The following is a 23,039-nucleotide window of genomic DNA, read 5'->3' as shown; positions in this document are numbered from 1 at the left end:
CTGGAACGCCATCCGAGGGAGGGCGCGGGGCCGGGCGGCGTCGCAGTCGACGGCTGCGTGCCGAATGTCGATGTCTTCTGTCGAAGCAGCGCCATTGGCCGCCTCCCGAGCCCCGCGCGCGGTTCTCTATGGTGTCTTCGCCGTCTGGTTACGTCCGGCAGGACTGGGAGGGCCTCTCCCATCGACGAAAACCCCTCCGCGGTGGAACGGGCAGGCCGGCCGCAAAGGTGGATCACACCTTTGTGGAGCGCGCTTGTCCGGGCTCGCAAGGCCCTTTCGCCGCGAAGACCGCTCTCCCGCCCGGCCTCATGATGCCTCGCGAAGCCCCCTCGGTTCGGGCGGGACGGGCAGAAGCATAAGCGAGGTTTTGGGGGCGGGGATAAGTTGGCGGGTCGTCCCCGGTGGAGGCGGCTGCGTGCGAGGGAGAGGCGCGGGGAACCCTTCTCCCGTGTGGGAGAAGGGCAGGGATGAGGGCCTGCCCTATCCGTAGAAGGCGCAACGGCTCGGTAGCACTCCAATTATCGGCGGCGGTCCTTCACCCCTGCCCCTCTCCTTCCAGGAGAGGGGTTCTGCGTCGAGGTTCCCGCGCCTGTCGCATCCGTCTGCTGCGGCGCCGCAACGCTTTTCGCGGTTGCGGTAGAATTGGAATCCTGCTCCCCTGCGAGCCGCCTCATCAAACGATTTAAAGAAGACGGAGAGCGGCGTGGCTGCGGAGGAAATGTCGCCATCGGTGCTGGCAGGTGAATTGTCGGCGGCGATCGTGCAGGCGCGCAGGGATGCGCGCGAGGACCCGTTCGGCAATCCGGTGCTGCGCGCCACGCTCTGGCTGACCCGCAAGATGGATCGCGGCGAGGTGACGCTCGCCGACACCGCGGCGCTGATCCGTGAGCTCGGCCGCGCCGCGCTGGCCGACCGGGCAGGGCGCGTCGCGTCCTATGTCGGGCTGGAGCGTGACGAGGCCGAAGCCTATGCGGCGCTGGCGCGGCGCGTCGGCGAGGAGGCGAGCGCTTCGGCCCAACCCTTCGAAGCCTATGGCGCGGCGCTGGCGCGGCTGCGCTTCGCCGCCGTGTTCACCGCGCATCCGACCTTCGGGATGAGCCGGGCGGTGGCGCATGCGCTGGCCGAGCTCGCCTCGAACGAAGGCGAGGCGGCGGTGCTGAGGGCGGCCGATCTCTCCTTCCGGCCGGATGCGGCGATCACCCTGCAGGACGAGTTCGAGCAGGCGCGCTTCGCGGTGCGCCATGCCCGCGACGCGATCGACCGGCTGAACGCGGCCTTCTTCGCCGAGGCGCGGGCGCGCTGGCCGCAGCGCTGGCGCGAGCTCCGGCCGCGCGCTTTGCAGCTCGCCTCCTGGGTCGGCAGCGATACCGATGGGCGCACCGATATCGGCTGGTGGGACACTTTGCGCTACCGGCTGGAATCGAAGCGCGGCCAGTTCTTCCGTCTGCTGGAGAAGCTGCCGGAGGCGCGGGCGGCCGCCGAGGTGAGGGCGCTGCTCGAGGCTGCGCTCGCGGCGGTCGAGCGGCAGCTTGCGCTCTGCCCGCCGCTGAACAGCAAGCCGGAGATCGCGGCCTTGCAGTCCTTCTCGCTTTCGCTGGTCGGCGAGCGCGAGGCGGCCCTGCCTGACGCCTCGAAGCTGCTGGCGGCGCTCGACAAGGCGATCGTGCTGGCCGAGGACGATGAGGCGGCGAGCGCGCTGGTGCTGGCGCGGGCCGGCGTCATCGCGCATGGCGTCTCGATCGCGCTGCCGCATTTCCGGCTCAACGCCTCGCAGCTCCACAATGCGATGCGCGGCGTGATTCCGCTCGACGAGGACCCGGCCCAGCCGGCGCAGCGCCGCGCCTTCCTCGCGGCGGCGAACCAGGCGCTCGCCAAGGCGCAGCCGACGCCGGTCGATTTCGGCGCGCTCGCGGTCGAGCGCGCCTCGGCGGCGCGGATGATGATGATGGTCGCGCAGATCGTGAAGCATGTCGACGGCTCGCGGCCGGTGCGCTTCCTGATCGCCGAGACCGAGACCGGCTATACGCTGCTCTCGGCGCTCTATCTCGCGAAGCGCTTCGGCATCGCCGATCACGTCGAGATCTCGCCGCTCTTCGAGACGTCGGATGCACTGGAGCAGGGGCCGCGCATCATCGACGAGGCGCTGCGCAGCCCGCATTGGCGCGATTATCTCAAGCGTCATGGCAGGCTCTGCGTCCAGTTCGGCTATTCCGATTCCGGGCGCTATATCGGCCAGGTCGCGGCGACCTTCTGGGTCGAGCGGCTGAGGAGCCGCATTCTCGAACTGCTGCAGCGCTACGGGCTGACCGAGATCGAGCTCGTCATCTTCGACACCCATGGCGAGTCGGCCGGGCGCGGCGCCCATCCCGACAGCCTCGCCGACCGGCTCGCCTATCTCGATCCGGAGTGGCCGCGGCGTGCCTTCGCCAAGGCCGGCGTCAAGGTCACCCGCGAGACCAGCTTCCAGGGCAGCGACGGCTATCTGCTGTTTGGCACGAAGGGGCTCGCCGGGGCGACGGTGGCGCGCATCGCCGAGGCCGTGTTCGCCGATCCGGCGGATGGCGAGGACGATCCGATCTATGCCGAGCCGGACTTCGCCACCGAGTTCTTCCAGACCGTGCGCGAGGAGATGACCCATCTCGTCGACGATCCCGGTTATGCCGCGCTGATCGGCACGTTCGGCCCGTCCCTGCTCGACAAGACCGGCTCGCGCCCCGCGGCGCGGCAGAGTGATGCCGGTGGGCCGGCGGTGATCCGCCATCCCCGGGAGCTGCGGGCCATCCCGAACAACGCCATCCTGCAGCAGCTCGGCTGGCTGGCGAACAGCGTGCACGGCATCGGCCAGGCGGCGGGGCGGGCGCCGGAGCTGTTCGCGAGCATGCGCGAAAGTTCCGAGCGCTTCGGCCGGGCCTATCGTCTCGCCGCCCATGCCATGGCGAACAGCGATCTCGACGTGCTGCGCGCCTATCTCGACACGCTCGATGCCGGCTCCTGGTTCGACCGGGCGCGGCGCACGGAGAGGGAGGGGCGGCGCGACGAGCTGCTCGCGGTCGCCGAGGCGCTGGCGCGGCTCGACCTCGCACCGGCGCTGCGGCGGCTGTTCTGGCGCTTCGCTTCAGACCGGCTGAAGCTGAAGGAGGCGGCGGGCGAGCCGCCGGCGATGCCGGTCAGGCTGGTCGCGCTGCACACGCTGCGGCTTTCGCTGCTGCACCGGATCTGGCTCTCGGCGACGCATATCCCGGATTTCCGACCGCATGCCGGGGTGACGCGCGAGCTGTTGCTGGAGCGCATCCTGCGGCTAGACATGGCCGGGGCGCTCGTCCTGCTCGGCGAAATCTTCCCGCTCAATCCCGACCCGGCGCTCGGCCTCGATTTCGGCGAGCCGCCGGGGCCGCGCGAGGGCGGCGCCTATGCGGCGCTGCATCGCGACGTGGTCGAGCCGATGCGTCAGTGCTTTGCGCTGCTGCGCGAGATCTCCGGCGCGATCCAGCATGAGATCGGGGCGTTCGGCTGAGATCGCCGCCCCGTCATGCTCGCCCGCGTGGCGAGCAGCCACGGCTTGAACGCCGCGCGTCGTCAAGGAAGACGTGAATGGTCGGGACAGGCCCGACCATGACGAAGCCGGTCGCGCTTGCGGCTTTGCAGCCGTCAGTCCAGCGCGAGGGAGCCGCGCAGCGGCCGGGAGGGCGGCATCAGCGCCGCGATGCGGGCGTCGCTCTTCGGCGGCGCGATGAAGGCCTGCGTGGTCTTGCGGGCGATGCCGAGATCGTAGGGGCGGCTCGGCGGCAGCGTTGCATTGGCGACGACATAGGAGGCTGAGCTCGTGGCCAGGGCGATCGCAGGGGCGGGCGCGGCCGGGGCGAAGGCGAGCGGCGCGCTGGCGAAGGCGGTCGAGGCCGAGGAGGCGCTGGTCGCGAGTGGCGCGGGCTCGGAAAGCGCGGCGACCTGCGAGCTCGGCTCCTCGATGCGGCGGCGCTCCGGGCGCTCGCCCTTGACGTAGAAGGCGTTGCCGCCAGCCACCGTCACATAGTGCATGTTGGGGTAGGAGAAGCGCATCCCCGCCATGTGGAAATGCTTGGCGTTGCCGACGGCTTCGTTGCGCTTGCCGGCGAGGATGGCTTCGGCGGCGGCCTCGGCCTTGGGGAGTTCGCGCGCCGACATCGGGCGGGTGAGCACGCCGGAGGCGAATTGCTTGGGGGCGCCGACGACGCCGCAGATCGTATCGTGATAGCGCGGCGCGCCGACCCGGTTCATCACCACCGTGCCGACGCCGAGCAGGCCGGATTCGCTGGAGCGGTTCGATTCGAAATACATCGCGCGGACGAGGCATTCCTTCTCGCGCGGGTCGGCCTTGGCCAAGGCGATGGCACGCTTGCGGATCTCGTGGCTCTGCTTCGGCGCGGTGCTCGCAGCGGTCGTCCGAGCCGTGGTCGAGGCGGTCTCGACCGGCGTCATGCTGCAGGCGCCCAGGACCGGAGCCGCCAGTGAAACCAGGAGCGGGATCGCCTTGCGACCGTGGCGGCTTTTGCCGGAAAGACGGGTAGCGTTCGCAGCGATCTCGGTCCGCGTCATGCGGCAACCTCCTGATTACGGGATCGGGGCTGCCCAGGGTGGCGGTCCGTCATCTCCGGCAAGGAATCCCCTTCCTCTTACCAGAAGGTTAATTTCGGAAGGAAGAGGCAAAGTTGTGCGGCGCGAGATGACGGCGACTCACGCTCGAAAAGGACGAGACGGGTTGTCGGAGGCCGCTCCGGCGGTTCGTTCCGCGACTGCGGGCGTCTCACGCGAGCCTGCGAGGCAATAGTCGGGAGCAAGATGATGACCGTCACCATCACCGCCTTCGAACGCTCGCCCGACCGTGGCAGGGGGCTGGCGCGCGACATGCGAGTCCGCTGGGCTCTGGAAGAGGTCGGCCAGCCCTATGAGGTCCAGCTCCTGTCGTTTCGGGCGCTGCGCGAGCCGGCTCATCTTTCTCTCCAACCCTTCGGACAGATCCCGAGCTTCGAGGAGGGCGATCTCTGCCTGTTCGAGTCGGGGGCGATCGTGCTGCATATCGCCGAGCGCCATGGAGGCCTGCTGCCGCAGGAGGCGAACGCCCGCTCGCGCGCGATCGCCTGGATGTTCGCGGCGCTCAACACGATGGAGCCGCAAATCTTCGACCGCTCTCTCGCGACGATCCTCGAGCGTGATCAGCCCTGGTACGAGCAGCGGTTGCAGGCTCTGGAGAGCATCATCCGCAAGCGGCTCGGCGACCTGTCGCGGCGGCTCGGCGAGGCGGACTGGCTCGATGGTGCCTTCAGCGCCGGCGACCTCCTGATGGTGACGGTGTTGCGCCGGCTGCAAGGCTCGGGCCTGCTGGAGGAGCATCCGAACCTCGCCGCCTATGTCGCACGCGGCGAGGCGCGGCCCGCCTATCGGCGCGCCTTCGCGGCGCAGCTCGCGGTCTACACCGCCGCTTCGGCGGGCTGATCGTGCTGCTGCCGGGCACGGGACGATGGCGCGGCAGGCGTTCCAACGTCACTTTTGCGTGACCACGCCTCGCTCTAAACTGAACACAACCACAGGGAGGCCAGCAGCGTGGCGAAGCTCGTTTTCGGCATGAACCAGTCCCTGGACGGCTATGTCGACCTCCACCCGGAGATGCAGGTGGGTCCGGTGCTGTTCCGCCACTGGACCGAGCATGTGCGCGCCCTGGCCGCCAGCCTCTACGGCCGCCGCATGTACGAGACGATGCGGTATTGGGATGAGGACGACCCTGCCTGGGATGCGGCGCGGCGCGATTTCGCCATGGCGTGGCGGAAGCAGCCGAAATGGGTATTTTCGCGTTCGCTGAAATCCGTCGGCCCGAATGCGACGCTGGTCGCGGGGGACCTCGCCGCGATGGTCCGCGGCCTGAAGGCGAGGCTTGCCGGGGAGATCGCCGTCTCCGGGCCGGAGCTGGCGCAAAGCCTGACCGAGCTCGGCCTGATCGACGAGTACCGGCTCTATTTCCACCCTGTGGTGCTGGGGCGCGGCATGCCGTTCTTCGCCGGCCCGCGGCCGCCGCTTCGTCTCATGGCCAGCGAGCCGGTCGGCGAGGGCGTGATCAGACTGAGCTACGTCCCGGCCTGAACGCGGCCCGCGACGCTCAGCGGGCGCTTTCGGAGACCTCGACGGTGGTCATGGCGCCGTTGCTCTTCATGATCTCGGCCGGCTTCCAGACCGTATGCGTGTCGATGGGGGTCGAGACCATGTGCCTGAGCTGCTTCTTGGCCCGCTCCGAGAGCAGCCGGCTCTCCTTGATCGACTGGAAGCTGCTGTAGCTGCGTTCGCCGCCGCTGAAGACGACGACGCGGCCGTCGAGCACGATGACGTCGCCCTTCTTCAGCGTCGGGTCCTTGAGATACCAATAGGGATCGCTGGCATATTCCATCGGCGCGACGCGCGGCGTCGGCGGGGCTTCCTTGGTCGCGACACCGGGCCGGCCGTCCCGCGGTGCCCGCGGGCGCACGGTCATGTGCAGCGGCTCGCGTTCGGGCACCGGCGCCACGACCCGGCGCGGCGCGATGCCGAACAGGGTTTCGAGGAAGTTCGCCTGCGCCGGAACGGCGCTGGTCAGGGAGACCGCGGCGAGGGCGATGACGGCGGTGAGGCGGTTGCGATCGGCGGACAAGGCGGCGTTTCCCAGCTCTGAGCATCAGGAAATAGCGAGCGGGCAGGGCGATCTCAACGTGCAAATCGGCAAGTGCTGAATCGCTTGTTGGCAATCCTTTCGAGGGCGTGCGCTCCGCTTTCCGAAGGTCTTGGTTTCATTCGCGTTTCTGACGCTTTCTCGGTTAATTTCCGAGGCGTTGCGGGCGGCGCATCGTCGCCATGCGCCGTTTGCCAGGAGCGGACGGGCCGGTGACCTTGCGACCCTGGCGCCGAAGTGCTCATTCGGCACGGCGAAAGCTTCGGGGCCGAACCGACCGTTGACCGCGGCGGAAAGCCGAGACCATGATGGGCCGAAGCGGGGGGAGAAGGCATGCGCATGGCGTTGGCGTATCCGGTGGCGATCATCGGTCGTCTCCGGGGCAGGGGGCGAGCGGAGATTTCCGCAATGGCGGGCCGAGGCGCGGCGGGCGCCTGCCTGTTCGGCGCTGCGCTGCTGCTCGCGGGCTGCGGCTCGACGAGCCAGGGGCCGGCTGGCGGCGGGGTTTCCGCCGGCGGCGCTTCGACCGCTTCGAGCATTCCGCGCGAGCGCCTGATCGGGCGCTGGGGCATCGCCTCCTTCCACACCGAGAAGGACCGCAAGCGCACCGAGGCGCAGGCCAAGGCCGGCTGCTCCCAGCCCTATACCATCTCCAAAGGCCCGACCGACGGCGTGATGATGCATGTCGCCGACGATCCCAAACCCTATGAGCTGCGCCTGAAAGGCGGGCCGGGCGGCAAGAACTATGTCGGCTTCGAGGCGCCGGCGGGTGATCCGCAGGACCGCGAGATTCTCTCGGCGAGCGATTCGATGCTGACCATGCGCTTCGTCGATCCCGATGCGAACCGCCGCTACGGCACCTTCATCTACGCCCGCTGCGGCACCTGAAACCCGCGAGCCGAGATCGCGCATGAAAAAGCCCGACATGACACGGATTCTCGGCGGCCTCGGCGCCGCGGCACTAACGCTGGCGCTTGCCTGGCCGGCCGCCGTCCAGGCGCAGGGCAAGGGAATGGTGCCGCCGGCCGAGACGATGGATGTCGGCGACGAGCCGGGCCGGGTCTCGACCGAGGAGGTCACCATCACCGAAGGGCCCTATGCCCGGCAGATGGTGTTCTTCCGCTCGAACGAGGCGCCTGGCACGGTGGTGATCCACAGCGCCGAGCGCTTCCTCTATGTCGTGCAGCCCAACAACCGGGCGCTGCGCTACGGCATCGGCGTCGGCCGCGAGGGCTTCCAATGGTCCGGCCTCGTCCAGGTCAGCCGCAAGGCGGAATGGCCGGACTGGCGCCCGCCGCCGGAGATGCTGCAGCGCCAGCCCTATCTGCCGCGCTTCATGGCCGGCGGGCCGGGCAATCCGATGGGGGCGCGCGCGCTCTATCTCGGCTCGACCGTGTTCCGTGTCCACGGCACCAACCAGCCGGAGACGATCGGCCAGTCGATCTCGTCGGGCTGCTTCCGCCTGGCCAATGGCGATATCATCGACCTCTACTCGCGCGTTCCGCTCGGGACCAAGGTCGTGGTGCGACACAAGGCGACGATCTGACCGGCCTTTTCAAGGCCGCACGCCATTCAGCAATCAGGAGATCCGACCCCATGCGAGGCGCGTTCCGAATTCGTCTCCAGCCATCGGCGCTCGCCGTGCTCGCCGCGGGGCTCGTCGCGCTGCCCGCCGTCGCCGGCACGCTCGACAAGGTGAAGCAGCGCGGGACGCTGGAATGCGGCGTCAGCGAAGGGCTGCGCGGCTTTTCCGAGAAGGATGCGCAGGGGCGCTGGGCCGGGTTCGACGTCGATTTCTGCCGTGCCGTGGCGGCGGCGGTGCTCGGCGATGCCGGCAAGGTCAATTTCACGCCGCTCTCGGCCGGCGAGCGCTTCGAGGCGCTGAAACAGGGCAAGGTCGACCTGCTCTCGCGCAATTCGACCTGGACGCTCGGCCGCGAGGCCGGGCTCGGCCTCGCCTTCGCCGGCATCACCTATCATGACGGGCAGGGCTTCCTGGTGGCGCGCTCGCTCGGCGTCGACGGGGCGCTGTCGCTCGACAAGGCCAAGGTCTGCGTCGAGGCCGGCACGACGACCCAGCTCAATCTCGGCGATTTCTTCCGCGCCAATTCGATGAGCTTCGAGGAGAAGGCGTTTCCGAGCGCCGCCGAGGCGCTCGCCGCCTTCCAGTCCGGCCAGTGCAATGTGCTGACCCGCGACCAGTCGGCGCTCTATGCCGAACGGCTCAAGCTGCCGAAGCCGGGCGATGCCGTGATCCTGCCCGACGTGATCTCGAAGGAGCCGCTCGGCCCGGTGACGCGCTCCGACGATTTCCCGTGGTTCAACATCGTCAAATGGGTGAATTTCGCGCTGGTCAACGCCGAGGAACTCGGCGTCTCCGCGGCCAATGCGGACGAGGCCGTCGCCTCGACCAAGCCGGATGTGCGCCGCCTGACCGGCGCCGAGGGCGGCTTCGGCAAATCGCTCGGCCTCGACGAGGCCTGGGCGATCCGGGCGGTGAAGGCGACCGGCAATTATTCCGAGATCTATGAGCGCAATCTCGGGGTGAACTCGCCTCTCGGCATTCCGCGCGGGCTGAACCAGCTCTGGAACATGGGCGGCGTGCTCTACGCCCCGCCGATGCGCTGACCGGCGCCTGCGCCGTTCCCTCGCAAGCCGTCCCGCCTTAGGGTACGGCCAGAGGAAACGCAGCCGGGAGCAGGGCGCAGCATGGTGGCCACGGAATTCGGGGCGGAGCCCTTCGACGCGGAGGGTGCGCGCACCACGCTGTTCTCGGCCCTGCTCGCCGCCGTCTCCCGCCATGGCAAGGCGCGAATCGCGCTGGAGGACCCCGAACGTCAGCCGATCAGCTTCGGCCGGCTGGTGCTCGGCGCCTTCGTGCTCGGCCGCAAGCTCGCGGCGCAGACGCAGAAGGGCGAGAAGGTCGGGCTGCTGCTGCCGAACATGCAGGGCATGGCGGTCACCTTGTTCGGCCTCTCCGCCTATGGCCGGGTGCCGGCGCTGCTGAACTTCACGGCCGGCACCAAGAACCTCAAGGCGGCCTGCGAGGTCGCGCCGCTTTCGACCATCGTCACCTCGCGGCGCTTCATCGACCAGGCCAAGCTCGACGAGGTGATCGAGGCGATCGGCCAGGGCAGGCGGGTGATCTATCTCGAGGATGTCCGCAAGCGGCTGACCAGCCTCGACAAGCTGCTCGGCGCGATCGCGGCGCTGGCGCCGGGGTTCGTCCATCGTCGGCATGCGGCCGGCCCGGACGAACCGGCGGTGGTGCTGTTCACCTCCGGCACCGAGGGTAAGCCCAAGGGCGTGGTGCTGAGCCATGCCAACCTCGTCTCCAATGCCCGCCAGATATTCCAGCTCGCCGCCGGCTTCCTCTCCGAGCGCGACATCGTCATGAATCCGCTGCCGGCCTTCCATTCCTTCGGCCTGACGGCGGGGCTGCTGATGCCGCTGCTGCACGGCATGAAGGTCGTGCTCTATCCGAGCCCGCTGCACTACAAGCAGGTGCCGCGGCTGATCGCCGAGACCGGCGCGACCTTCCTGTTCGCCACCGACACCTTCCTGCAGGGCTATGCGCGCGCCGCCGACGAGGGAGACCTCAGAAGCGTGCGCTATGTCGTCGCCGGGGCAGAGCGCGTGAAGCCGGAGACGCGCCGGCTCTGGGAGCCCTATGGCACCACCATCCTCGAGGGCTATGGCTGCACGGAGTGTTCGCCGGTGCTCGCCTGCAATACGCCGGTGGCGATGCGCGAGGGCAGTGTCGGGCGGCTCCTGCCCGGCATCACCGCGCGGCTCGAGCCGGTCGAGGGCATCCATGAGGGCGGCCGATTGATGGTGAAGGGCCCCAATGTGATGCTGGGCTATCTCAACGCCGACAGCCCCGGCACGCTCGCCCCGCCCGAGGGCGGCTGGCACGATACCGGCGACATCGTCGCGATCGAGGACGGCTTCGTCAGCATAAGGGGCAGGGCGCGCCGCTTCGCCAAGCTCGGCGGCGAGATGGTCTCGCTGGCGGCGGTCGAATCGATGATCTCCGGCCTGTGGCCGGGTTTCAATCACGTCGTCGTCGCCTTGCCGGATCTGCGCAAGGGCGAGCAGCTCGTGCTCGTCACCGAAAAGCCGGATGCCGACAAGAAGGCGCTGCAGGACGAGGCGAAGCTTCAGGGCTTCCCGGAATTGTGGATGCCGAAGGCGCTGCTCGTCACCCGCGCCATCCCGGTGCTCGGCAACGGCAAGATCGACTATGGCGCGACGCGCGAGCTGGCGATCACGATGCGGCCGCTGCTGTGACGCCACATTCGCATGATCTCAGAGGGGGCATGCTGCTACTGCTTCCCGTCGCCATGATCAGGATGGCCTCATTGTTCGCCTTCGGGCTGGCGCTTGCGCCGGCCGATCTCGCGGCGCAGGCCGTCGGACAGACCTATGTGCGCCGCGACGAATGCATCGAGGCCGGCAAGCTCTCGGCCGAGCAATGCGAGTTCGCCTATCGCAATGCCCGCGCCGAATTCGAGCAGAAGGCACCGCGCTATGCCTCGCGGGCGCTGTGCGAGCGCGCCCATAAGCGCTGCGGCGCCCAGGTCTCGACCACCGGCGGCTGGGATGCGCTGGCGCGCGGCGGCGGGGCTGCGAGCTATGTGCCGCGCTTCGTCGGCATCCGCGTCAGCGGCGAGGGGACGGCCGCCAGGGCGCTGCCGATCGTCGAGGGCTCGGCCAGGATCGCCTTCACGGCCCGGAAGGTCGCGGCGCTCGACGACAAGGTCGCGGGACGCCGCAGCGTGATCGGCGGTGGCGGGCGCGGCCAGACGCAGGCGAGCGGCCCCTATATCCGCCGCGGCGACCGCGACGACACGGTGCCCGTGCCGATGGAGCAGAAGAAGATCGGCTCGGATGTGGCGCCCGGGCTCTATGTCGATCCCGACGGGGTCGAATGGTACAAGCCGAGCCGCCGGCGCTGACGCCGCGGCTAATCGCAGGCGACTCCGACACGCATTGTCATCCCGGGCTCGCCCCGGGATCCATCGGAAGGCGCGGCAGTCCTGTGGTGGATGCCGGAGCTGCGCCGCTGCGCGAATCGTCAGGGATGACGGCGCAGTTCCGGGCCTGAGCAAGGAGCGCTTGCCCTTGTGGCCGTGCGCGCGGGAGGCTAACCGTGTCCCGGCGCGGACGTGGCGAAACTGGTAGACGCAAGGCACTTAAAATGCCTCGCCAGAGATGGTGTGCGGGTTCGATCCCCGCCGTCCGCACCACCCGATCCCGATTCCCGATCCCTGCCTCCGAACTGTCCCGGCGCGTTGCCGTGGCGGCACGACCGCGCGGCCCTGCGTTTGCTGCGCGCGCCCTTGTCGAGCGTGCATGCAAAGCCGGGCTATGGACACGTGCAGATCTATCGAACCATCGCAAGGGAGGAATCGGATGAGTGGAGCAATCGGGCTGAAGGCGCGGATCCAGTCGGGGGAGCTGGTCGCCGGAACGATGGCCCTCGAATTCTTCGTGCCGGGCCTGCCGGCGATCGCGGCAGCGGCCGGGGCGGAGTTCATCCTGCTCGACATGGAGCATACCGGCACGAGCTTCGAGACGATGCGGATGCTCTGCGCCGCCTGCCGAGGGCTCTCGATCGCGCCGGTCATCCGGGTGCCGACCACCGAATACAGCCTGATCGCGCGGGCGCTCGATATCGGCGCGCATGGCGTCATGGTGCCGATGGTCAACACGGAAGAGCAGGCGCGGCTGATCGCCTCCTGCGCGCATTATCCGCCGGCCGGGCATCGCGGCGCCGCCTTCGGCATCGCGCATGACGATTATCTACCCGGCTCGCCGGTCGAGAAGATCGCGCAGGCCGCCGCCCGCACGCTGATCATCGCGCAGATCGAAAGCCCGCAAGGTGTCGAGAATGCCGAGGCGATCGCGGCCGTGCCGGGAATCGACGTGCTCTGGGTCGGTCATTTCGACCTGTCGAACTTCATGGGCATCCCCGGCCAGTTCCACCATCCCGATTTCGAGGCGGCGCTCAGCCATGTCGGCCGCAGCGCCCGGGCGAACGGCAAGGCGGCCGGGCTGATGGCCGGCGATCTCGGCTGGTCGAAAAGGGTGCGCGAGCTCGGCTATTCGGTGATCGCGCAGGGCGTCGATGGCGCGCATTACCAGAACAGCGTCGCGGCGGCGCTGAAGACGCTGCGTACGCTGTAGCGTTCGTCGGATTCGGATGGAGCCGCTCCGTCATCCCGGCTGGAGCGCAGCGAAAAGGCCGGGATGACGCCGGAGCTCTTCTCGTGCCCTGAAGCCGGCCTGCTGCCCCGGCCGAGCGTCGTTTCCGCCTCCTGCGCGTCAGGACAGCCGGCGGTCGCGGATGTCGAGGATTCGCTCGAAGATCGCCTGATGGTCGGCGAGCAGGGCCTGAAGCGGGCCGATCGGCCGGAAGGCGCGCATGTCCTGCTCGTCCTCGCCCGCCTCGACCCAGCCGGCGATGGCTTCGTCCGCGGCGGCGAGCTCGTCCTCGGTGGGTGAGGGGTGCGCCGGTGCGCCATTCTCCGCTGCGATCTGCAGGGCGATTCTGCGGCGCAGATCCTGTTCGAGCGCGATCAGCGGCTCGAGTTCGTCGGTATAGGCCACTCGCAGGCCCTCCCATTCATTCCGGCTCGCCCTGCGCCGGCCGGCGCCGCGTGGTGATTCCTTCGCCGGCCCGGCGGCGGGCTGCTGCATGCGGCGCAGATCGCGCGCTCGGCGGTGCTTCCGGGCGCTGATAGCGCATGGCTTTGCCCGGCCCAAGCCATGGGCGCGATTCCCGCCTGTCCAGGCCTGCGGGCATCGGGATTCGCATCGGCGATGGCGAGCCGGGCTGGAAACGGGATTCGGCTGCCTTGCGGCTGCGGCGGCTTGTCACGCCGCTGGCCGATAGGCTTCGCCGAAGCGCCCGCCGCCTAGCACCCAGCGGGTCAAAATCAGCAATAAGCGGGGTCTGAGGGGCTGGAAGGCGCGCCTGCGCGCAAAACAGAAAGGGCTTAGCCGATCTCTCGACTAAGCCCTTGAAACTGCTGGCTCCCGGAGCAGGATTCGAACCTGCGACCAATCGATTAACAGTCGATTGCTCTACCGCTGAGCTATCCGGGACCGATGGGGGGCGTATAGCGACGACGCTCGCCGGGTGCAAGCCCTTTGCGACGCAACATGCCGGCAAATCGTCATCGATGGGGTGCGTCGCATTTTCGCTGTGGTCGACGTGTTGGTTTCGGTTGCGGAGGCGCGCGCCATGTGGTTATAGGCGGCGTCATGGAGATCACGCCCGCGTGATCTCCCGGAAGGCCTCGTGGCGGAGTGGTTACGCAGAGGACTGCAAATCCTTGCACCCCGGTTCGATTCCGGGCGAGGCCTCCAAACTCTTTTTCATGAACAGATTTCCTTGGGCTGTTTCGGCAGGTTGTTCCGCCCGCGCCCACCCCGTCAGCCGACGGGATAAACTCCCTCCCGTTCTCGCCCTCCCTTGGGCGATCATGTTTCCGGGGGCGATCCCGGTGCCGGCCTGACCGGCTGGCGAGGCTTCGGTTCAGGTGTCGCTGTCGCGCTCGCTTCGGCCAGCCGGGCCGTTCCTCCTTCGGTATTGCGACCCGGCGCAAAATCCGCGGGAGAACCTCAGGCTGGCCGGTGGTCCGATTGCGTTACGCAAGAGGATATGAGAGCAGCCCGTTGCTGCAAGCGATCTGTTTCGCTTGGCCTACGGAATATGCCTATGACCACTCGTCTCATCATCGCCGCCGTCACAGTTGCATCGCTCCTCGCCGCTCCGGCTTTCGCGGCGAACCGGAAGGTCGACATCGTCAACAAGACCGGGAGCGTCATGACCAGCTTCTTCGCGTCGTCGACCGGCACCGACAGCTGGGAAGAAGACATGCTCGACAACGACACGCTCGCAAATGGCGAGACGCTCGAAGCCGACATCGATGACGGCACCAAGGCCTGCATCTACGACTTCAAGGCGGTCTTCGCGGATGGCGACACCGTGATCAAAAAGAAGGTGAATGTCTGCGAGATCTCGACCTTCACCTTCACCCAGTAAGCCGAGCCGAGCCAAGGCAGGGCGCCTGTCGAAAAGCGGTGCGGGCGATGATGCCGTCTGTACCGTAGCCGTAGAGCGGCAGCCTTTCGGCACGGCGCCCGACATCGAAATCTGGGCCGCGCATCCCCCGGGGGGAGGGGCGGCCCTTTTCAATCGGCGGCACGATCCCGGCGATTCGGCCCGTGCCTGCGCAGGTGCCGTCGGGAACAGGGGTCCGGCGAGGGCAGGCGAATCGCTCCGTTTCGGGCGAGTGCTCTTGCCGCATGCCCTTGCCGCATGCTCGGCGCCGATTCCTCCTGGCGCGTTTGCCGGTTCCGCCGACAGGCGAGGGGGCAGCGATGCGATCTCGGGCCTCCGGGGATGTCGCGGCTGCGTATGAGCCGGCCGCGTGGCTCGCGGCGGTGGCGATCCCGGCTCTGCGACGGGGTGCGTACCCACAATGCGCCCTGCCGGCTGGCCTTGCCTTTTGCGGCTGCCTCGCCCAAAACCCCGCTGCCGGCCTTGTGCCGTCATTCGGAGATTTTGAGCATGTCGAGCTTCGCGGATTTGCGTCGCATGATGGTGGACTGCCAGCTGCGCACCTATGACGTGACCGACCGGGCCGTGCTTGCCGCCGCCGACAGCGTGCCGCGCGAGGCTTTCGTGCCGGGTGATCTTGCGCATCTGGCCTATCTCGACCAGTCGGTCTCCCTGCCCGGTACGACGCGCGCCCTGCCGGCGCCGATGGTCGTGGCCCGGATGATCCAGGCGCTGGAGCTGAAGGCCGGCGAGCGCGCGCTCGAATATGGCGGTGGCTCGGGCTATGGCGCGGCGCTGATGGCGGCGATGGGCGCGCAGGCGAGCCTGTGCGAGCCGGACGAGGCGGCGCTGGCGCTGGCGCGTGCCGCGTTCGCGCAGGATGGCGTGCCGGAGGTCCAGGCGCTGGCGGCGATTCCCGCCAAGGCCCAGTACGACGTCGTTCTCGTCGGCGGTGCCTGCGAAACGCAGCCGAGCAGCCTTTTCGGCCATGTCGCCCCCGGTGGTCGGCTGATTGCGATCGAAGGGCTCGGCCGCGCGGCGCGGGTGATCCTCTATCGGCATGCCGGCGAGACATTGACCGGCCGGCCGGTCTTCGATGCCGCGGCGCCTGCTCTCACGGAATTCCGCAAGGCCGAGGCTTTCGTTTTCTGAAGCGGTGCCGTTCGCGAGGGGCGTCCGCGATCTGGCTCGGAAGCGGAAGCGAATTCCATGCCGCCCCGGGGGCAGTGTGGCGAGCAGGATAAAGGTGTCTCATTTTTGCGGCACTGGCGAACTGAAAAGGCGATGGGTTCCCTGCGGCCGTTGGCGATATCGGTCGACGCGCCTATAAATTTCAAATGAGTGCCGAGGCTGGGGCGATGCCTGGGCGAGACAAGAGTCCGCACAAGAGGCGTCCGGTGACTGAAACGAAGCTACTCTGGAAAAGGTCCGCGAGCCGCCTGGCGCTGATCGGCGTTCTCGGCACGGGCTTGGCTGCACCAGCTCTTGCGCAGACGATGGAATCGGCGCTGTCGCGCGCTTACTCCGGCAATCCGACCCTGAATTCGCAGCGCGCGGCGGTCCGCGCCACCAATGAGAACGTGCCGCAGGCGCTTTCGGGCTACCGCCCGCGGATCAATGCCTCCGCAGATATCGGTGCCAGCATCACCGAAAGCAGCACCCCGGCGGTTCCGCGTAACGGAAGCTTTCACAACAACAACACCTCGCGACTCACGCCGCGCGGTGCCGGGATCCAGATCGACCAGAACATCTTCGACGGCGGCAAGACGCGCAGCTCCGTGAGCCAGGCCGAATCGCAGGTGCTCGGCGCCCGCGCGACGCTGCTCAACACCGAGCAGAACGTGCTGCTCGACGCGGCGACGTCCTATATGAACGTGCTGCGCGACACGGCGATCCTGAACCTCAACCGCAACAACGTCGAGGTGCTCGAGGAGCAGCTGCGCCAGACGCGCGACAGGTTTCAGGTCGGCGAAGTAACCCGCACCGACGTCGCACAGGCCGAGGCCCGTCTTTCGCAGGCGCAGTCGCAGGCGATTCTGGCCGAGTCGAACCTCAAGACCTCGATCGCGCGCTTTCGGCAGAACATCGGCGTCGAGCCGAAGCAGCTTTCCCCCGGTCGCCCGGTCGAGAACCTGCTGCCCCGGAATCTCCAGGCTGCGCTGAACATCGCGCTGACGGGACACCCGGCGATCATCGCGGCGCTGCATGGCGTCGATGCCGCGGAGCTGCAGGTCAAGGTCACCGAGGCCGATCTCTATCCGGTGCTCGGCGTGCGCGGCATCGTGGCGCAGCGCTATGACAACCAGTTCTTCGGTGACAACCGCACTTCGGCCAGCGCCGTCGCGACCCTGACCATCCCGATCTACGAGGGCGGGCAGGTCTATTCCCGCACCCGCCAGGCCAAGGAAACGGCCGGACAGCGGCGCATCGACGTCGATACCTCGCGCGACACGGTCCGCGCGGCGGTCGTCTCGGCCTGGGGCGCGCTCGATGCCGCCAAGGCGCAGATCACCGCGGCGCAGTCGCAGGTCCAGGCCGCCGAAACGGCGCTCGCCGGCGTCCGCGAGGAGGCCAAGGTCGGCCAGCGCACCACGCTCGACGTGCTGAACGCCCAGCAGGAACTGGTGATCGCCCGTTCGACGCTGGTGACCGCGCAGCGCGACCGCGTCGTCGCCTCCTATGCCGTCCTTTCCGCTACCGGCAAGCTCTCAGCCAATACGCTGAAGCTGAAGGCCGAGCGCTACGACGCGCGCAAGCACTATGATCAGGTCAAGGGCCTGCTCTGGGGCACGCAGACGCCGGACGGTCGCTGAGCCAACCTGCCGGTTCCCGGCACTGCCTCGTCGCCGCACCCGGCGCGAGGCCGGGTTCCGGCGCGTGGATCACGCGAAACCTCGGCGCACATGTCGCGATTTCTTCTGTGGGCGGGCACGCCGCTGCCTTGCCTGCCGGTTCAGCGGTGAACTACTCATGATGTGGGGGCGCGCTGATTCCATGGCCGTTCCCCGGTCGAGCGGTCCGGATTCAGCATGAGCGCGCAGCCCAAGCCCAATGAACCCTCGATGGAGGAAATCCTCGCCTCCATCCGGCGGATCATCGCGGATGACGAGAAGCCGGCGACTCCTCCCGAGCCCGAGCCTTCCGCGCTCGCTCCGGTGCCGGAACCCGACCCGGTTTCTGAGCCCGAGGCGGTTTCCGAGCCCGATCCGCAGCCGCAACCGGAGGACGATGTGCTCGACCTCGGTGCCGAGGCGAGCCTGGTCGAGGTGCCGGTGGCGGTCGACGATATCGAGTTCGCCGAGCCTGTCGAACCCGCGCCTGCGGCTACGGTTGCGCTGCCGCCGCCCGAGCCTCCGGTCGCGATCGCGCCGCCAGTGCAGGCCGCGCCGAGCGCTCCGTCTCTCGACATGGCGTCCTTGATTTCGGATCAGGCCGGTGCCGCCGTGCACAACGCCTTCGGCGCCCTCGCCAACACCGTGCTGAGCAACAATGCCCGGACCCTCGAGGATCTGGTCAAGGACATGCTCAAGCCGATGCTGAAGACCTGGCTCGACGATAATCTGCCGGGCATGGTCGAGCGGCTGGTGCGCGCCGAGATCGAGCGCGTCGCCCGCGGCGGGCGCCACTGAGGCAGCCTGCCGGACGGGGCGGCGGCGGCCGTTCCGATTTTGCGGGGGCGGCGGGTCCGATAGTCCGACCTTCTTGAACGTTTCCGAGTCTCTGCCGTCATCCCGGACAAGCCGCGAGGCGGCGCAGCTCCGGGATTCATCCTAAGGCGTCGAGCCCTGCGATGGATCCCGGCGCTCCGCTTCGCTACGGCCGGGATGACGCGGTTTGCGGCGCTGGGGCGGCGTCTAACGCCGCCTCGGCGCGCGGGCCCTGGCTGGCCGGACCGTGCGAGGCCGATAATTGTCGAAGACGCCGCCCTCATAGAGCCGCTGGATGGTACAGCCGGCGAGCGCCATCAGCGCGGTCGGCGGGCCGAGGCGCGCGACCAGCGCCCCGAGCGCCAGCGAGACCGGGCGGGGATAGCGGCCTGAAGCGGCTTCTGCCGCGACCCAGGCGCCGACGAGATGAACCAATAATCTCATGGGTTTGCTCCCCCTGCTTCAAAGAACGACCTTGCGGTTCGCGCCGAGATCCGGCCGCGAACCCGTCACCGCTGCGGCCATCATCTTGACGCTGGTGACGATCTTGCCCGGGCTGTCCCAGAACTCCGCCATGGCCGGGCGCACCCGCAGGATCCTGATATTGGGATCGTCCTTGCTCTCCCAGAAGGCGCGGGCGGCGGTGGACCAGAGCTCTTCGACGCGCGGCCGGTCGTCGAGCACGTTCGCGGTGCCGCTGACCGAGACATATTTGTAGGAGGCATTGTCGGCGAAGGTCAGGCAGATATTCTCGTTGATCTCGACCTCGTCGTCCTTGTGGGAGCGCTTGTCGGTCAGGAAATAGATCGCGTCCTCGTCGCGCCTGGCATGAGCGCTCATCGGGCGGGCGCGCAGTTGGTCGCTGGCGCCGTCATGGCTGACGAGCATGCACAGGCCGATCTCCTCGATCAGCTCCCAGACATGATCCTGGTCGGTTTGGCGGGGCATTTCAGATCCTCCTTGATCTGCCATTTCCAACGGCTGGAAAGCGCGCCGGTTCCTCGCGCGGTGCGGTTCGGCGCCAGGGAACGGGGAGGGGCGTTCATGCGTTGCTGGAGCGCCCGCCATTCTCTCCAGCCAAGGAAATCGCCATGAAGAAGCCCGCCACGCGCATCGACCTGCCGTCCAATGCCAGGAACGAGGTGATCGGCCTGCTGAACGAGCGCTTGCAGGACGGGATCGACCTCGCCCTCGCCACCAAGCAGGCGCATTGGAACCTGAAGGGGCCGGGCTTCATCGGCGTGCATCTGATGCTCGACGGCTTCCGCAAGGAACTCGATGGCCATGTCGACACGGTGGCCGAGCGGGTCGCCCAGCTCGGCGGCATCGCGCTCGGCACGACGCAGGCGGTCGCCGCGGGCAGCGATCTCAAGCCCTATCCGACGGAAATCGTCGCGGTCGCCGAGCATCTCGCGGCGCTGATCGAGCGCTATGCCGCGGCGGCCAACAGCGTCCGCGAGGCGATCGACAAGAGCGACGAGGCCGGCGACACCGGCACCGCCGATCTCCTGACCGCCTATTCGCGCATGCTCGACAAGGCGCTCTGGTTCCTGCAATCGCAGGCCGCCTGAGGGCGCCCAAGTCCGATGCAGGGCTGCATCGCGTCGAAAACGTTGACGCACAGCCCCCGCATGCGCTCTTAAGGCGTCAGACCTTTTGGCTTTCGTTATTCAACGGCCGGGGCAGGTTCCCCGGCCTTTCGGCGTTCGAGCAAAGCGATGATGGACAAGACATTCGAGCCGGCCAGCGTCGAGGCACGCATCAGCGAGGCCTGGGAGAAGGCGGATGCCTTCCGGGCAGGGCGCGGCGCCGCGCCCGGCGCCGAGCCCTATTGCATCGTGATCCCGCCGCCGAACGTGACGGGTTCGCTGCATATGGGCCACGCGCTCAACAACACGCTGCAGGATGTGCTCTGCCGCTTCGAGCGCCTGCGCGGCAAGGACGTGCTCTGGCAGCCGGGGACCGACCATGCCGGCATCGCGACCCAGATGGTGGTCGAGCGCAAGCTCGCGGCCGAGAACCGTTCGGACCGGCGGAGCATGGGCCGCGAGGCCTTCGTCGCCGAGGTCTGGAAGTGGAAGGAAGAATCGGGCGGCACGATCGTCAACCAGCTGAAGCGCCTCGGCGCCTCCTGCGACTGGTCGCGCGAGCGCTTCACCATGGACGAGGGGCTCTCGGCTGCCGTCCTCAAGGTCTTCGTCGCCCTGCACAAGCAGGGGCTGATCTACCGCGCCAAAAGGCTGGTGAACTGGGACCCGAAGTTCCAGACCGCGATCTCCGATCTCGAGGTGCTGCAGGTCGAGAAGACCGGCTCGTTCAAATGGCAGCGCGACGGCGAGGAGGCGTTCGACGCCGCCAAGCTCGACAAGGCGCTGGCCAAGGACCCGAACGGCCATCTCTACTATTTCGACTATCCGATCGAGGGCGCGGTCTACGACCCCGAGAATCCTGCGACCTACATCACCGTCGCGACGACCCGGCCCGAGACGATGCTGGGCGATACCGGCGTCGCCGTGCATCCGGAGAACGAGAAGCTCAAGGGGCTGATCGGCAGGAATGCCGTGCTGCCGCTGGTCGGCCGCGTCATCCCGGTCTTCGGCGACGACTATGCCGACCCCGAGAAGGGCACCGGCGCGGTCAAGATCACCCCGGCGCACGACTTCAACGACTTCGATGTCGGCAAGCGCAATTCACTCAGGATCGTCAACATCCTGGACGGCGAGGCTCGCATCCTGATTCAGGACAATGCCGACTTCCTGGAAGGCGCTTCTCCCGAGGCGGAGACGCTGGCGCTGCACGGCGCGGACCGGTTCACGGCCCGCAAGGCGGTGGTCGGCCTGATGGCGGCGCGCGGGCTGCTGCGCAAGGTCGAGCCCAACACCCACACCGTGCCGCATGGCGACCGTTCGGACGTCGTGATCGAGCCCTGGCTGACAGACCAGTGGTATGTCGACGTCAAGCCGCTGGCCAACCGCGCGCTCAAGGCGGTCAAGGACGGTCGCACCAAGATCACGCCGGAGAGCTGGACCAAGACCTACAACGACTGGCTCGAGAACATCGAGCCCTGGTGCGTCTCGCGCCAGCTCTGGTGGGGCCATCAGATTCCTGCCTGGTATGGGCCGGATGGCGAGTGCTTCGTCGCCGAGTCCGAGGCCGGTGCGCAGGCGCTGGCGCTCGGCCATTATGGCGGCCCGGTCGCGCTGACGCGCGACGCGGACGTGCTCGACACCTGGTTCTCCTCGGCGCTCTGGCCGTTCTCGACGCTTGGTTGGCCTGAAGAGACGGCCGAGCTCAAGCGCTACTACCCCACGGCGACGCTGGTCACCGCCTTCGACATCATCTTCTTCTGGGTCGCCCGGATGATGATGATGGGCCTCAACTTCATGGACGAGGTGCCGTTCAAGGACGTCTATATCCACGCCATCGTTCGCGACGAGAAGGGCGCGAAGATGTCGAAGTCCAAGGGCAACGTCATCGACCCGCTGGTGCTTGTCGACAAGTATGGTGCGGATGCGCTGCGCTTCACGCTCTCGGCGATGGCGGCGCAGGGCCGCGACATCAAGCTCTCGACCGCGCGCGTCGAAGGCTACCGCAACTTCGCGACCAAGATCTGGAATGCGGCCCGCTTCGCCGAACTGAACGGCTGCCTGCGGGCCGAGGGCTTCGACCCCGCCAAGGTCGCGCTGCCGCTCAACCGCTGGATCCTCTCCGAGGCGGCGCGCACCGCCGATGCGATCGCCGCCGGCATCGAGAGCTTCAAGTTCAACGAGGCGGCCGACGCGGCCTATCGCTTCGTCTGGGGCCAGTTCTGCGATTGGTATCTCGAGCTCTCCAAGCCGGTGCTGCAGGGCGAGGGCACCGACGCGGCTGCCGTTGCGGCGAAGGCCGAGACGCAGGCGACGGTGGCGCATGTCATCGACCTGATCTGTCAGCTGCTGCATCCGTTCATGCCGTTCCTGACCGAGGAGCTCTGGGCGCAGAAGGCGGGCGAGGGCGCGCCGCGGCCGGTGCCGGCCGGCGAGGCTTCGCTGGTCTGCCTGACGCGCTGGCCACAGCTCGGCGCTCTGGTCAACGAGGCGGCCGAGGCCGAGATCGGCTTCGTCGTCGACCTGATCTCCGATATCCGCTCGGTCCGCTCGGAGACCAATGTGCCGGGTGGGGCGCAGGTGCCACTGGTGCTGGTCAAGCCGAGCGCCGCGACGCGCGCCGCCGTCGAGGCCTGGGCGCCGATGATCGAGCGTCTGGCGCGGCTTTCGGCGATCGAGTTCGCCGATGCGGCACCCGGCCAGTCGGCCCAGATCATCGTGCGCGGCGAGATCGCGGCCCTGCCGCTCGCCGGGATCATCGACCTCGATGCCGAGCGCGGGCGCCTGACCAAGGAACTCGCCAAGCTCGACCAGGACATCGCCGCCGTCGAGCGCAAGCTCGGCAATGCCGATTTCATGGCGCGCGCGCCCGAGGAGATCGTCGAGGAGAACCGCGAGCGCAAGGCGATCGCGCAGGCCCGCAAGCTGAAGATCGCCGAGGCGCTCGAGCGCCTTGCCTGAGGCGAATGCCGGGGCGGTGCTTTCGGGGCCGCCCCGACCTTTTTCCGTCACGAAACGGTCGCGCTATTGACGCTGGTCTAAGAGAATTCTGGCGTCCGGCCGCG

The 23,039-nt window shown here is 68.2% G+C and carries 20 protein-coding genes and 3 tRNA genes; 17 read left to right on the top strand and 6 right to left on the bottom strand.

Going from position 1 to position 23,039, the window contains the following annotated elements; genetic code table 11:
• The first annotated feature begins 718 nt into the window (after positions 1–718).
• The gene (locus ACWGRX_RS19515) at positions 719–3,514 is read left to right on the top strand and encodes a phosphoenolpyruvate carboxylase (protein WP_452118963.1); all 2,796 of its coding nucleotides are present in this window, start codon (positions 719–721) and stop codon (positions 3,512–3,514) included.
• A gap of 134 nt (positions 3,515–3,648) precedes the next feature.
• Here the strand turns inward: ACWGRX_RS19515 and ACWGRX_RS19510 are convergent, their stop codons facing one another.
• Entirely contained in the window at positions 3,649–4,572 is a 924-nt protein-coding gene (locus ACWGRX_RS19510; RefSeq protein ID WP_452118891.1) for a cell wall hydrolase, read from the bottom strand.
• A gap of 246 nt (positions 4,573–4,818) precedes the next feature.
• Here ACWGRX_RS19510 and ACWGRX_RS19505 point away from each other — a divergent pair, with 246 nt between their 5' ends.
• Complete coding sequence (locus ACWGRX_RS19505) at positions 4,819–5,469, top strand: glutathione S-transferase family protein (RefSeq protein WP_452118890.1); 651 nt, start codon at positions 4,819–4,821, stop codon at positions 5,467–5,469.
• Between the two features lie 108 nt (positions 5,470–5,577).
• A complete protein-coding gene (locus ACWGRX_RS19500; RefSeq protein ID WP_452118889.1) occupies positions 5,578–6,111 on the top strand; it encodes a dihydrofolate reductase family protein in 534 nt (177 codons plus the stop codon).
• 16 nt (positions 6,112–6,127) lie between these two features.
• Here ACWGRX_RS19500 and ACWGRX_RS19495 read toward each other — a convergent pair whose 3' ends face one another.
• The gene (locus tag ACWGRX_RS19495; protein WP_452118888.1) at positions 6,128–6,652 is read right to left on the bottom strand and encodes a hypothetical protein; all 525 of its coding nucleotides are present in this window, start codon (positions 6,650–6,652) and stop codon (positions 6,128–6,130) included.
• 426 nt (positions 6,653–7,078) lie between these two features.
• Here ACWGRX_RS19495 and ACWGRX_RS19490 point away from each other — a divergent pair, with 426 nt between their 5' ends.
• From ACWGRX_RS19490 to ACWGRX_RS19460, 7 genes are all read left to right on the top strand, one after another.
• A complete protein-coding gene (locus ACWGRX_RS19490) occupies positions 7,079–7,558 on the top strand; it encodes a hypothetical protein (protein ID WP_452118887.1) in 480 nt (159 codons plus the stop codon).
• Between the two features lie 22 nt (positions 7,559–7,580).
• Positions 7,581–8,216, top strand: a complete 636-nt coding sequence (locus tag ACWGRX_RS19485; RefSeq protein WP_291647423.1) for a L,D-transpeptidase — start codon at positions 7,581–7,583, stop codon at positions 8,214–8,216.
• Positions 8,217–8,266: 50 nt separating this feature from the next.
• On the top strand, positions 8,267–9,298 hold the full coding sequence (locus ACWGRX_RS19480) for an amino acid ABC transporter substrate-binding protein (RefSeq protein ID WP_452118886.1): 1,032 nt from the start codon (positions 8,267–8,269) through the stop codon (positions 9,296–9,298).
• Positions 9,299–9,379: 81 nt separating this feature from the next.
• Positions 9,380–10,960, top strand: coding sequence for an AMP-binding protein (locus tag ACWGRX_RS19475; protein WP_452118885.1), 1,581 nt, complete (start codon positions 9,380–9,382; stop codon positions 10,958–10,960).
• 29 nt (positions 10,961–10,989) lie between these two features.
• Positions 10,990–11,628, top strand: coding sequence for a DUF1190 domain-containing protein (locus ACWGRX_RS19470; RefSeq protein WP_452118884.1), 639 nt, complete (start codon positions 10,990–10,992; stop codon positions 11,626–11,628).
• Positions 11,629–11,832: 204 nt separating this feature from the next.
• Positions 11,833–11,919, top strand: a tRNA-Leu gene (locus tag ACWGRX_RS19465).
• 166 nt (positions 11,920–12,085) lie between these two features.
• Positions 12,086–12,859 (top strand): HpcH/HpaI aldolase family protein, encoded by a 774-nt coding sequence (locus ACWGRX_RS19460; protein ID WP_452118883.1) that lies wholly within the window; start codon positions 12,086–12,088, stop codon positions 12,857–12,859.
• Positions 12,860–12,997: 138 nt separating this feature from the next.
• On the opposite strand, the gene ACWGRX_RS19455 is transcribed toward ACWGRX_RS19460, so the two are convergent.
• Positions 12,998–13,282 (bottom strand): hypothetical protein, encoded by a 285-nt coding sequence (locus ACWGRX_RS19455; protein ID WP_291638540.1) that lies wholly within the window; start codon positions 13,280–13,282, stop codon positions 12,998–13,000.
• A gap of 423 nt (positions 13,283–13,705) precedes the next feature.
• A tRNA-Asn gene (locus tag ACWGRX_RS19450) sits at positions 13,706–13,780 on the bottom strand.
• 190 nt (positions 13,781–13,970) lie between these two features.
• Between ACWGRX_RS19450 and ACWGRX_RS19445 the strand changes: the two genes are divergently transcribed.
• From ACWGRX_RS19445 to ACWGRX_RS19425, 5 genes are all read left to right on the top strand, one after another.
• A tRNA-Cys gene (locus ACWGRX_RS19445) sits at positions 13,971–14,044 on the top strand.
• Between the two features lie 352 nt (positions 14,045–14,396).
• Positions 14,397–14,723 carry a hypothetical protein gene (locus tag ACWGRX_RS19440; RefSeq protein ID WP_291647418.1) on the top strand — a complete coding sequence of 109 codons (327 nt, stop codon included), beginning with the start codon at positions 14,397–14,399 and terminating at the stop codon, positions 14,721–14,723.
• 528 nt (positions 14,724–15,251) lie between these two features.
• A complete protein-coding gene (locus tag ACWGRX_RS19435; protein ID WP_291647417.1) occupies positions 15,252–15,893 on the top strand; it encodes a protein-L-isoaspartate O-methyltransferase family protein in 642 nt (213 codons plus the stop codon).
• A 245-nt stretch (positions 15,894–16,138) separates the two neighbouring features.
• Entirely contained in the window at positions 16,139–17,554 is a 1,416-nt protein-coding gene (locus ACWGRX_RS19430; RefSeq protein WP_452118882.1) for a TolC family outer membrane protein, read from the top strand.
• 216 nt (positions 17,555–17,770) lie between these two features.
• Positions 17,771–18,370 (top strand): PopZ family protein, encoded by a 600-nt coding sequence (locus ACWGRX_RS19425; protein WP_452118881.1) that lies wholly within the window; start codon positions 17,771–17,773, stop codon positions 18,368–18,370.
• A 225-nt stretch (positions 18,371–18,595) separates the two neighbouring features.
• Here ACWGRX_RS19425 and ACWGRX_RS19420 read toward each other — a convergent pair whose 3' ends face one another.
• Both ACWGRX_RS19420 and ACWGRX_RS19415 read right to left on the bottom strand, forming a co-directional pair.
• Positions 18,596–18,832: a hypothetical protein gene (locus ACWGRX_RS19420; protein WP_291638535.1), complete on the bottom strand. Its 237-nt coding sequence runs from the start codon at positions 18,830–18,832 to the stop codon at positions 18,596–18,598.
• Between the two features lie 18 nt (positions 18,833–18,850).
• On the bottom strand, positions 18,851–19,336 hold the full coding sequence (locus ACWGRX_RS19415; RefSeq protein ID WP_291638534.1) for a pyridoxamine 5'-phosphate oxidase family protein: 486 nt from the start codon (positions 19,334–19,336) through the stop codon (positions 18,851–18,853).
• Positions 19,337–19,479: 143 nt separating this feature from the next.
• On the opposite strand from ACWGRX_RS19415, the gene dps reads away from it, so the two are divergent.
• Both dps and ACWGRX_RS19405 read left to right on the top strand, forming a co-directional pair.
• A complete protein-coding gene (dps, locus tag ACWGRX_RS19410) occupies positions 19,480–19,959 on the top strand; it encodes a DNA starvation/stationary phase protection protein Dps (protein ID WP_291647412.1) in 480 nt (159 codons plus the stop codon).
• A 147-nt stretch (positions 19,960–20,106) separates the two neighbouring features.
• On the top strand, positions 20,107–22,935 hold the full coding sequence (locus tag ACWGRX_RS19405) for a valine--tRNA ligase (protein WP_452118880.1): 2,829 nt from the start codon (positions 20,107–20,109) through the stop codon (positions 22,933–22,935).
• Positions 22,936–23,039: the final 104 nt, after the last annotated feature.

This window comes from Allobosea sp. NPDC055594, assembly GCF_053618995.1.
Note: the sequence above shows the minus strand (reverse complement) of the source record. Positions and strands in the feature narration are given on the sequence as shown.

Coding starts and splice junctions, on each gene's coding strand:
- ACWGRX_RS19515 (WP_452118963.1), top strand. CDS start 719: ATGTCGCCATCGGTGCTGGCAGGTGAATTGTCGGCGGCGATCGTGCAG.
- ACWGRX_RS19510 (WP_452118891.1), bottom strand. CDS start 4,572: ATGACGCGGACCGAGATCGCTGCGAACGCTACCCGTCTTTCCGGCAAA.
- ACWGRX_RS19505 (WP_452118890.1), top strand. CDS start 4,819: ATGACCGTCACCATCACCGCCTTCGAACGCTCGCCCGACCGTGGCAGG.
- ACWGRX_RS19490 (WP_452118887.1), top strand. CDS start 7,079: ATGGCGGGCCGAGGCGCGGCGGGCGCCTGCCTGTTCGGCGCTGCGCTG.
- ACWGRX_RS19485 (WP_291647423.1), top strand. CDS start 7,581: ATGAAAAAGCCCGACATGACACGGATTCTCGGCGGCCTCGGCGCCGCG.
- ACWGRX_RS19480 (WP_452118886.1), top strand. CDS start 8,267: ATGCGAGGCGCGTTCCGAATTCGTCTCCAGCCATCGGCGCTCGCCGTG.
- ACWGRX_RS19475 (WP_452118885.1), top strand. CDS start 9,380: ATGGTGGCCACGGAATTCGGGGCGGAGCCCTTCGACGCGGAGGGTGCG.
- ACWGRX_RS19470 (WP_452118884.1), top strand. CDS start 10,990: ATGCTGCTACTGCTTCCCGTCGCCATGATCAGGATGGCCTCATTGTTC.
- ACWGRX_RS19460 (WP_452118883.1), top strand. CDS start 12,086: ATGAGTGGAGCAATCGGGCTGAAGGCGCGGATCCAGTCGGGGGAGCTG.
- ACWGRX_RS19440 (WP_291647418.1), top strand. CDS start 14,397: ATGACCACTCGTCTCATCATCGCCGCCGTCACAGTTGCATCGCTCCTC.
- ACWGRX_RS19435 (WP_291647417.1), top strand. CDS start 15,252: ATGTCGAGCTTCGCGGATTTGCGTCGCATGATGGTGGACTGCCAGCTG.
- ACWGRX_RS19425 (WP_452118881.1), top strand. CDS start 17,771: ATGAGCGCGCAGCCCAAGCCCAATGAACCCTCGATGGAGGAAATCCTC.
- ACWGRX_RS19420 (WP_291638535.1), bottom strand. CDS start 18,832: ATGAGATTATTGGTTCATCTCGTCGGCGCCTGGGTCGCGGCAGAAGCC.
- ACWGRX_RS19415 (WP_291638534.1), bottom strand. CDS start 19,336: ATGCCCCGCCAAACCGACCAGGATCATGTCTGGGAGCTGATCGAGGAG.
- dps (WP_291647412.1), top strand. CDS start 19,480: ATGAAGAAGCCCGCCACGCGCATCGACCTGCCGTCCAATGCCAGGAAC.
- ACWGRX_RS19405 (WP_452118880.1), top strand. CDS start 20,107: ATGATGGACAAGACATTCGAGCCGGCCAGCGTCGAGGCACGCATCAGC.